The 10036-nt window shown below is 64.5% G+C and carries 8 protein-coding genes; all 8 read left to right on the top strand.

The genetic code is table 11. The features are described from left to right. Positions 1 to 1719 (top strand): condensation domain-containing protein (locus AB0L75_RS43345; RefSeq protein ID WP_365191808.1); only part of this gene is annotated, 1719 nt, incomplete at its 5' end. Positions 1720 to 1805: 86 nt separating this feature from the next. After that, the gene (locus tag AB0L75_RS43340; protein WP_365191807.1) at positions 1806 to 2027 is read left to right on the top strand and encodes an MbtH family protein; all 222 of its coding nucleotides are present in this window, start codon (positions 1806 to 1808) and stop codon (positions 2025 to 2027) included. A 37-nt stretch (positions 2028 to 2064) separates the two neighbouring features. Beyond that, positions 2065 to 2820, top strand: a complete 756-nt coding sequence (locus tag AB0L75_RS43335; protein WP_365191806.1) for an alpha/beta fold hydrolase — start codon at positions 2065 to 2067, stop codon at positions 2818 to 2820. Further along, complete coding sequence (locus AB0L75_RS43330; protein WP_365191805.1) at positions 2820 to 3665, top strand: SDR family oxidoreductase; 846 nt, start codon at positions 2820 to 2822, stop codon at positions 3663 to 3665. The genes AB0L75_RS43335 and AB0L75_RS43330 overlap by 1 nt, the downstream gene beginning before the upstream one ends. A 29-nt stretch (positions 3666 to 3694) precedes the next feature. Beyond that, positions 3695 to 6370, top strand: a complete 2676-nt coding sequence (locus AB0L75_RS43325) for a non-ribosomal peptide synthetase (RefSeq protein WP_365191804.1) — start codon at positions 3695 to 3697, stop codon at positions 6368 to 6370. 144 nt (positions 6371 to 6514) lie between these two features. Continuing rightward, positions 6515 to 7801 (top strand): cysteate synthase, encoded by a 1287-nt coding sequence (locus AB0L75_RS43320; RefSeq protein WP_365191803.1) that lies wholly within the window; start codon positions 6515 to 6517, stop codon positions 7799 to 7801. A 304-nt stretch (positions 7802 to 8105) separates the two neighbouring features. Further along, complete coding sequence (locus AB0L75_RS43315) at positions 8106 to 8693, top strand: cysteine dioxygenase family protein (RefSeq protein ID WP_365191802.1); 588 nt, start codon at positions 8106 to 8108, stop codon at positions 8691 to 8693. Between the two features lie 595 nt (positions 8694 to 9288). Beyond that, on the top strand, positions 9289 to 9813 hold the full coding sequence (locus AB0L75_RS43310) for a hypothetical protein (RefSeq protein ID WP_365191801.1): 525 nt from the start codon (positions 9289 to 9291) through the stop codon (positions 9811 to 9813). The last annotated feature ends 223 nt before the right edge of the window (positions 9814 to 10036 follow it).

Below are 10036 nucleotides of genomic sequence, written 5' to 3'. Positions count from 1 at the left end.
CGGCCGACCACGGAGACGGAGAAGGTTCTCGCCGGCCTGTTCGCCGACATCCTCAACCTCGACCACGTCGGCATCGACGACTCCTTCTTCACCCTCGGCGGCGACAGCATCCTCTCGATCCAGCTGGTCTCCCGCGCCCGCACTGCCGGCATCCACATCGCCGCCCGAGACGTCTTCGAACACAAAACCGTGGCAGCGCTCGCCCGCACCGCCCGCCACCAACCCGCCACCGAAGAACACACCCCCGACATCGCAACCGGCGAGGTCCCCCTCACCCCGATCATCCACTGGCTACGCGAACGCGGCGGCCCCACCGACGCCTTCCACCAGGCCATGTTCCTGCAAGTGCCTGCCAACCTCGGACTCAACCACCTCACCACCGCCGTCCAGACGATCCTCGATCACCACGACGCTCTCCGCCTGCGCCTGACAACCCAGCCGCACTGGACCCTGAACGCCCTCCCCGTCGGCCACATCAACGCCGCCGACCACATCACCCGCGTCGACATCACCGGCCTGCCCGCCCACGACGCCCTGACCACCTTCACCCACCACGCCGAACAGGCCCGCAACCGCCTCAACCCAGCAAACGCCACCCTCGTCCAGATCATCTGGTTCGACGCCGGCCCCCGCACCCCCGGCCGCCTCCTGATCATGATCCACCACCTCGCCGTCGACGGCGTCTCCTGGCGCATCCTCACCCCCGACCTCGCCGCCGCCTGGAACCAAGCCGCACACGGCCACACCCCCACCCTCCAACCAGCCACCACCTCCTTCCGCACCTGGGCCCACCACCTGCACCGCCAAGCCCTCACCCCACAGCGAGAACAAGAACTCGAACTGTGGACCAACATCCTCAACGCCCCCGACCAGTCACTCTCCGACCTCCCCCTGGACCCGGCACGCGACGTCACCGCCACCGCCGGCACCCTCACCACCACCCTGCCCGCCCACTACACCGAACCCCTGCTGACCACCCTCCCCGACGCCTACCACGGCAAAGTCACCGACATCCTCCTGACCGCCCTCGCCCTCGCCATCTGCGACTGGCGACGCCACCACCACCGCACCAACCCCCACGTCCTGGTCAACCTCGAAGGCCACGGCCGCGAAGACATCACCCCCCACACCGACCTCACCCGCACCATCGGCTGGTTCACCAGCCTCTACCCCGTCCACCTCAACCTCGACGACATCGACCTCGACGACGCAATCAGCGCCGGCCCCTCGCTGACCACCGCCATCAAACGCGTCAAAGAACACCTGCGCACCACACCCGACAACGGCATCGGCTACGGCCTCCTGCGCTACCTCAACCCCCACACCACAACCACCCTGAAAAACCAAGAACACCAAAACCGCCCCCACATCTCCTTCAACTACCTCGGACGATTCGGAACCGACACCCACCACACCCACAACTGGACCCCCGCCCCCGAAGGCGCAGCCTTCAGCGGATCCCACCCCAACCACCCCCTCACCCACACCCTCGACATCAACGCCGCCACCTGGCAAACCCCCACCGGCCCCCAACTCACCATCACCTGCACCTGGCCCCAAGCCCTCCTCGACCACCACACCGTCCAAACCATCACCAACACCTGGACCAACATCCTCAAAACCCTCACCACCCAACCCCACACCGGCGGCCTCACCCCCTCAGACCTCACCCTCCTCAACCTCACCCAAAACGACATCGACGAACTCGAACTCGATTAGGCCGGATGACTTCTCTACGGCCCTCGCTCCATCAAGTCAGTCGAATCGGCGTACTGAGTGACGCTGTCAACGAGAAAGAGAAAAGAATGACGACCAATCCTTTTGAGAACGATGAACTTCGATTCTTCGTGCTGCGCAACGATGAGGAGCAGCATTCGATCTGGCCTGCCTCGATCGAGGTTCCGGCAGGCTGGACGGTAGTGCACGGTGAGACCAGCCGGCAGGACGCCATTGCTTACGTCGACGAGAACTGGACCGACATGCGGCCGAAGTCTCTGGCCAGCGCCATGGACGCCAACCGGAAGTAGAAGAGGGTGTGGTGGGACGTCGGCAGGCACACGTGTGATGCCGTCTCCGCCACCCCACGACGGCATCACAGACATCCCTTTGCAGAGAGCGATTACGCCGATGAGTAATACCCTCGTATGCCTCCCGTTTGCGGGGGGAGGAGCAAGTTTCTACCGTGCTTGGCAGGACCTCCCTGACTATGCGCCGCGAGTCGCGCCCCTACAACTTCCGGGTCGTGAGGAGCGGTTCGTCGAAGACCCATTTCGTGACGTCATGGATGCAGCCGACGCGTTGGCTCCCCAGGTCGCGACCTTGGCCGACGGGACCCCGTTCGCGTTGTTCGGGCACAGCCTCGGGGCCGTGATCGCCTTCGAGATCGCTCGCCGCCTCGACACCGACGGCGGGGGACGGCCGGTCCATCTCTTCGTGAGTGGCTCGCCCGGTCCGTGGACCGGCAGGACACAGCGGGCTTCGGGCCTTGACGACGAAGAGTTCCTGGCACGGGTCCGCGAGTTCGCCGGCTACCAACACGACGCTCTGGCCGATCCGGACCTCAGAGAACTGCTGCTGCCGGCCCTGAGGGCAGACGTGGAGATGCACGAAAACTACAAGGCCGTCTCCCAGGATCCGCTGAGCATACCCATCACGGCCTTGCGCGGAGCGGACGACCACCTGGTGACCAAGGAACAGGCCGAGGAGTGGAAGGACGCCACCACTGCGGCCTTCCAGGTCCTCGAACCCGAGGGTGGTCACATGTACCTCACTTCCTCGCCTCTGCCGGTCATTGACGCGGTTGCCATGGCATTGCGGTGATGACGGGAATGGAAACCGTCAGCACGCTGCGACGCAAGACGGCGGTGATCACGGGAGCCGCCCGTGGCCTGGGCCGCGCCTGTGCCATCCGCTTCGCCCAGGAGGGAGCCGACCTCGTACTCGTCGATGTCGCCGATGACGTCGCGGGCGTGCCTTACCCTCTGGGCTCCGCGGACCAACTGGAGTACACAGCGGACCTGTGCCGGGCACACAACGTCTCGGTCCTCACCGTTGTCGCCGACATCCGGGACCCTGCCTCCGTACACACGGTTGCGGCCATGGCGCTGGAACGCTTCGGGACCGTGCACGTCCTCCTCAACAACGCCGGTATCGCCGCCCCGTCGGGCAAGGCCGTGCATGAGATCGACGAGGCCGAGTGGGACCTGATGATCGGCATCGACCTCAGTGGCGCATGGCGGATGATGAAGGCCGTCGTTCCCACCATGGTCGAGCAAAGATCCGGTAGCGTCATCAACGTCGCCTCCACCGCCGGACTGGTGGGTTACCGTCATTTCGCAGGCTACGTCGCGGCCAAACATGGACTCATTGGCTTGACCAAGGCCGCTGCGCTCGACTACGCGCCGTTTCGCGTCCGCGTCAACGCGCTGTGTCCCGGGTCGGTGCGCGACGATCCGGTGCACGAAGGTCGCATGCTCGCAGAGATCGCTCGTTCACTGGAAGTCGATGTGGACGAACACGAAGACATCTTCGTTCAGTCCCAGCCGATGAACTCGCTGATCGAACCGCACGACGTCGCCGGTGCGGCCGTATGGCTGGCTGGTGACGACTCGCGCCAGGTGACCGGGACCACCCTCACGGTGGACGGCGGCTTCAGCGCCCGCTGATCATTTTTGTCTCGTATGTCAGGAGTTCCATGTCGATGATCCAGGCCGCAAGCTGTCACAGCCTGGTCCTCCGGATGCACGGTCCCGTCCAAGCCGCCGCGACGGAGCAGCTGTTGCGCGCTGGTGCTGTCGACTCCTGGCCGGAACTGGCCGGGCTGCGATTGTGGGAAGAACGGCTTCCGTACGCAGCCGACCACCCTGCCGCTCGCTCCCGGGCGAGGCAGGAAGCGGAGAGGCAGCTGCACCCGACCGGGTTACCCCTGCGTGCCACGCTGGTGTGCTACGCGGACGAAACGGCCGACCTTGTGCTGGTCGCGCGACGTGACGTGACCTTCGAGTCCAACGCCTTCTCCTTCGGCCGTACGATCGAGGAGGAGGCCCCCGCTGGCCAAGTGGACCCGAGCCTGGAGTGGGGGCTCGGCGATCCGCGTCACGCCGGCCGGATCGAAGAAGTCTCTGTTCCCCTGCCCGGCGCGATCGATCCCTCTGCGTTCGTCGCGGGGATCGAGTTGGTTTTGTCTCGGTATGACATCGGGAACGCGCTGGACGAGGAACAGACCGTCGGCGGGTTCTTGGCCCGTCATCGCCCCCCGGACAGCGGCGGGCTTCTGAGTCTCCTCGGTGTGGGAATCATCGTGGACGAGGCCGCGCCCGACCGACTGCACCGCCCGTACCTGACCCCGCCACTGCCCGCCCTCTTCCACCTCCGGCGCAATGCGGAGGGTGTCGTGGAGGGGACCCTACGTTTCGACCGTGGTGCGCTCTCGCCGTCAGTTGCCGAGCGCTTCGCCAGCCATGTGGCCCGCGTCGCCGATCAGTTGCAGGCCGGAGAAGAAGGGCGTCTCAAGGAGATCGCCCTCCTAGCTCCGGCCGAGGTGAAGGAGGTTCTCTGCCTCGGCAGCTCGCCCGCAGCCGACCATGGCAAGGGGCCGAGCAGCCGTATACCGGACGTGTTCTCCCGCATCGCGGGGAGACAGCCCCATGCCATCGCCGTTACTTCCGGGACGACCAGCCTGAGCTACCGGGAGCTGGACGAACTCTCGGACCTGGTTGCCGCCGGACTGAACGCTTCAGGTGTCCGGCCCGGTGACATGGTCGGCGTTGCCCTGGAGCGCGATGCCGAACTGGTGGTGGTACTGCTCGGCGTACTCAAGGCCAGGTGCACGTATGTACCGATGGACCTCCGCCACCCCGCGGAACGGCTGCACTACACGGTGGAAGACGCGGGAATCGCCGTTGTGGTCGCGGCCGAGGGCGGCTTCCCCGAGATTTCCGGCGTGCGGGTCGTCACACCGGAAACCGTCAGGGCGCTCAGCTCGGAGGCCCCTGCGGCGACGCCGCAGGAAGGCCCTGCCGCACCTGCTTACGTCATCTACACCTCAGGTTCGACGGGGCGCCCCAAGGGGGTCGTGATACCGCACCGCAACGTCGTGGCACTGATAGAGGCCACCAAGGAGGACTTCCGCCTCGGCCCGGCTGATGTGTGGACCCTCTTCCATTCGACCGCCTTCGACTTCTCGGTCTGGGAGATCTGGGGATGCCTGCTCACCGGCGGGCGCCTGGTCGTGGTGGATTACTGGACCACGCGGGACCCCGATGGTTTCCACGCGCTGCTGCAGCGCGAGCACGTGACAGTCCTCAACCAGACGCCGTCGGCCTTCGCGCAGCTCATCGAGGCGGACCGGCGCTCGGACTCCAGATTGTCGACTCGCTTGGTGATATTCGGAGGCGAGCCGCTCGACGTCCGCATGCTCACGCCCTGGCTCGCGCGTTACTCCCACGCCGGGTGCCGACTGGTGAACATGTTCGGCATCACTGAGACGACGGTACATGTCACAGCACACACGGTGTCCCCTTCTGATGTCGTCGGACACAGCCGTCGGGTCGGTCGCGCGCTGCCGGGATGGTCCGTGTCCGTTCGCGACCGACTGGGGCGAGTCCTCCCGGTCGGAGCGGTGGGAGAAATCTATGTGGGGGGCCTCGGCGTCGCAGACCGCTATCTCGGGCAGCCGGAGCTGACGGCGGACCGTTTCCTGACGGATCCTTGCGGCAGCGGCCGGATATACCGGAGCGGTGACCAGGGCCGGATGCTGCCGGACGGTGGTCTGGAGCATCTGGGGCGGCTCGACAACCAGGTTAAGGTGCGCGGTCATCGCATCGAGCTGGATGAGATACGTAACACGCTACTGCGCCACCCAGAGGTCACCGGGGCCGCAGTCATTCTTCGCGATGACGACTCCGGTGACCGCACGAAGGCTCGCATCGATGCGTACGTCACCCTCCGCTCGTCCTTGCCCACAGCCAACCTGCTGGCGTACTCCCGTACCCGACTCCCGGTCTACATGGTGCCTGCCTCGGTCACCGAACTAGCGGCGATTCCGCTGACAGTCAACGGAAAGTTGGACCCGGCAGCTCTGCCGGCGCCGGCCGCCGGGACTTCCGTAGGTGACGGCCGGCCGACAGAGTCGGACACGGTCGATGCGGACGCTCTCACAGCACACATCCTGAAGCTGTGGGCCAGTGTACTGAACGTCGAAGTGACCACCCAGGACAACTTCTTCGAACTCGGTGGCAATTCGCTGCTGGTGATACGCATGCTGCGCGAACTCAGAGATGCGGGTTTGCCGACGGTGACGCCCCAGGAGTTCTATCGCAACTCAACAGCGGAAACGTTCATAGAGCTCCTCAGGGCCAGACAGAACTGACGGCCTCGCTCAGAGCGGGCCACCGCGTGCCGTCGTCGTTCCCGAGACGGCAGCTCATCGAGATCACCCAATCCCGCCCACACGGCACCATCTGATGATGCACTCTTCACGTCAGGACCGGGCAAGCCCTTGAACGAGAGCACTATGTCTCACTACTCCCTAGTCTGCTCTGTATGCAACTGTCGCCTGACCGACGACGGGCGCACTCTTGACTGCCCGGAAACACACTCCCCCGGGCTCCTGAGAACTGACTACTCGGAGAAGTACTTCGAGCCCAGTGACGATTACTCGGGAATTTACCGATATCATAAGTGGTTGCCGATCAGCCGCACTTTTCCGAACGCCAGTCGTCCGATCGTCTACCGAAGCAATCAGCTTGCCTCCCTACTAGGACTGCACGAGCTGTGGATTGCGTTCAATGGCTACTGGCCCGAGAGGGACGCAACACTGGACACGGCAACGTTCAAAGAGTTCGAGGCGTACACAGTCCTGAGCCGCCTTAAGGACGACACAGAGAGACTCGTCGTAACCTCTGCAGGAAATACTGCGGTGGCGTTCGCCACCCTGTGCTCGCGCTACCAGATACCTGTTCTCGTCATCGTCCCCGAAGTCGCACTCAAGAACATCAAGGTGCACGAACCCCTGCACCCGTGCGTGAACATCATCGCGATCGATGGCGCTGACTACTACGACGCCATCTCGCTTGGGGATGCCGTTTCTAATCTCCCCGGGTTCCATTCCGAGGGCGGGACCCGCAACGTCGGCAGGCGGGACGGGCTCGGCACCGTCCTGCTTTCTGCCGTTGAGTCAATCGGTGGCCTTCCCGACTACTACTTCCAAGCTATCGGTAGCGGTGCGGGCGCTATCGCTACCCACGAGGCCGCAAGCCGAATAGGGCAGGCATCTGGTGGCAGGGAGCGCCTTCCCAGGCTAATGCTGGCACAAAACTCACCTTTTACCCCAGTTTTGCGTGCATGGCGCTCCGGTCGGCGAACTACTGTGCCATCATCCGAAGATCAGGACCGCCTTGAGATATCTCAGGTCTGCGCACCAGAGTTGACCAACAGAAGGCCCCCCTATAGCTTGCGTGGAGGCTTGCACGATGCCCTCATGGAAAGCTCGGGAGATGTTTTCGCCATAAGTAATTCTTCGGCGCAAGACGCGACACGTGCATTCTGTGAAGTTGAAGGCATCGACATCGAGCTGGCTGCGGGGGTCGCCGTCGCCTCTCTGCGTAGCGCAGTCATGAGCGGCAAGGTAGAAAGGCATGCCAAGGTCCTCCTGAATATAACAGGAGGAGGACGCGCTCAAATGGCGCGAAAATTGGATCTCGAGCAAGTTACGCCCGACCTGATCATCCAACGCAAAGAACTGCAGGCATCGGGGGGTCTCGCACGGGTCCTTGGCGACATCTCGAAATTGATCAACTAACTGTGCATACAGAGGCCCTTACGGTGGCACGACACAGCTAACGTCGCGGACCGGCCGTCGAGATGCTCACCGACCCTGCAAGGCTCTCCGTCCGTCATGCAGACTCGGCCAAACGACGCTTAGGTGCGCTTCAAATCACGGAACCGAATCGTGCGGAAGACCAGACCTCCAGCAAGATGCCCCGTTGCGCTCGTCGTCTTTCTTACCTGTCTGTTCCTCTTGTACGGGCCACGGACAACCTCGCCAACATGCTCCCAAAGTCATGACTTTGACGTGATCAAGCACACAATAGGACAGTGTGATCATGGCCCGAACAAACCCTTCCATATCCTCCACCACAGTCGACTTGCGCATACTAGTTACGGAAATCCGTGAAGTGGTGGCACGTAGGTATTCCGCAGAGAATACTGCGCAGCTAGTGGGCGAACGACTCGCGCCTCGCCTTGGTCTTCCCGGGCTATTGACCGAGGCCCAGTGTCAGGGCAGCCCCGATCGTTATCATCAACATCTACTGCATGCCGAACCCGATGGTTCCTTCAGCCTGGTAGCACTGGTCTGGTTGCCTGGCCAGTTCACTTCAGTCCACGATCACGTCTCATGGTGTGTCGCCGGCGTCCACCAAGGCCAGGAGCACGAGCGCCGCTATCATCTCCTCACGGCCAGCCCCATCCCGCGGCTCGTTGCCGTCCAGGACGTGGTTAATCAGGTCGGCGATGTCAGCGCCTTTGCCCCGCCCGGTGACATACACCGCGTGCGAAATGCCGGATCTGGACTGGCTGTGTCCCTGCATGTGTACGGCGCAGACATATCCCGGCGTAAGTCGAGTGTCCGGCGGATCTACGAACTCCCCACGGATCTACGTTCTCGGCCTGATGGATCGAGCCATTCGTAGGGTTGGTCGCCCAGGGATGCTGGGTGCAGTGGACTGGTCGGCCGTCGCTCGGTCTGGGCCGCATGCAAGCGGCGTGCGTCGGCGGCTGCAGGCTCTGGCCCCAATCTAGCCTGAGAGCCCGTCACCGTGGCTGCGGCCAAGGCCGCCAGGCACACGCATCCGGACGGCATGCCCGGCTGGCCCTCCTGGAACGCCAAGGAACATCTGCGGCTCATGGACGAGCACCGCATTCGCACCTCACTGCTGTCCACCTCCTCCTCGGGGACCCACTTCGGCGACGACACGCCCGCCCGTGCTCTCACCCGGGAGGTCAACGAGTACGCCGCCGAACTTTTCCGCGCCCACCCGACCGCTTCGGCCACTTCGCCTCCCTGCCCCTGCCGGACGTGTACTGGCAGCCTGGTCGAACTCGCCTACGCCCTCGACGAGCTGGGCAGCGACGGCGTCACCATCCAGACCAACGCGCACGGTCACTACCTGGGCTCCCCCCTTCGAGCCGCTGTGGGCCGAACTCGACCGCCGTCGGACCCTGGTCTTCGTACATCTCACCTCACCCGTCGAGCCCGAGACGGTCGCCCTGGGACGGCCCCGGCCGATGCTCGAATTCATCTTCGACTCGACCCGTGCCGTCTCGGACCTGCTCCTCGCCGGAGTCCTGGCGCGCCATCCCGATGTGTGGTGGGGAAGGGAGTGCCGGCACATCGCCGACAGCGGCGCCCGCTCGACGCACCGCCTCGGGCCGCCCGTGCCGCGCCTGGACAGCGAACGGGCCCTGATCGAGGCGCCGGCGTGCATCAAGGTGCGAGCGGAGGTCGGTGGCGTCACTGCCGACGTCACCTCGTACACCAGGCTTCTTTACCGCGCCGAGCGGCGGCATGACCGCTGGTGGCTGGTGTCGCTCGAACCCATCTACGAGCGCGGCACCATCGTCCCAGTCAGCCCCGACGCGGTCCCGCAGCTGGATCCTGTCCGCCTCGCTCGCTTCCGTCCGTCGTACCGGGCTCTGGCGTATCACCTGGACGGCCTCGGCTATCCGATCGACGACGATCTCTTCGGCGACGACCGGTCCGCCGGAGTCGAAAGCCTGTACACACGATCCTTCGCCTGGCTGCACGGCTGACCCGGGCCTCGATCTTCGGTTCGGTCAGCCGTGGTTAGTTTGGCCGATCCGACCGTTCGCTCCCGCCCGCACGTGACCGGCCGCGTCGGCAGGAGCGCGCAACCCCCGTGCGGACGAGTAGCTGGTTGCTTGCCGATCAGCCAGGTGGCGCCGCTCAGTGCTACCGACCCCAGCGTCAGACCGACGGCCGCCCCGGTGCTCTCGGCCCACCGCAGGTGACCCA

The sequence above is a fragment of the Streptomyces sp. NPDC052101 genome, assembly GCF_040680235.1.
In the GTDB taxonomy this organism is placed as follows: domain Bacteria; phylum Actinomycetota; class Actinomycetes; order Streptomycetales; family Streptomycetaceae; genus Streptomyces.
The sequence above is the reverse complement of the archived record's forward strand: the minus strand, read 5'-3'. Positions and strand labels throughout refer to the sequence as shown.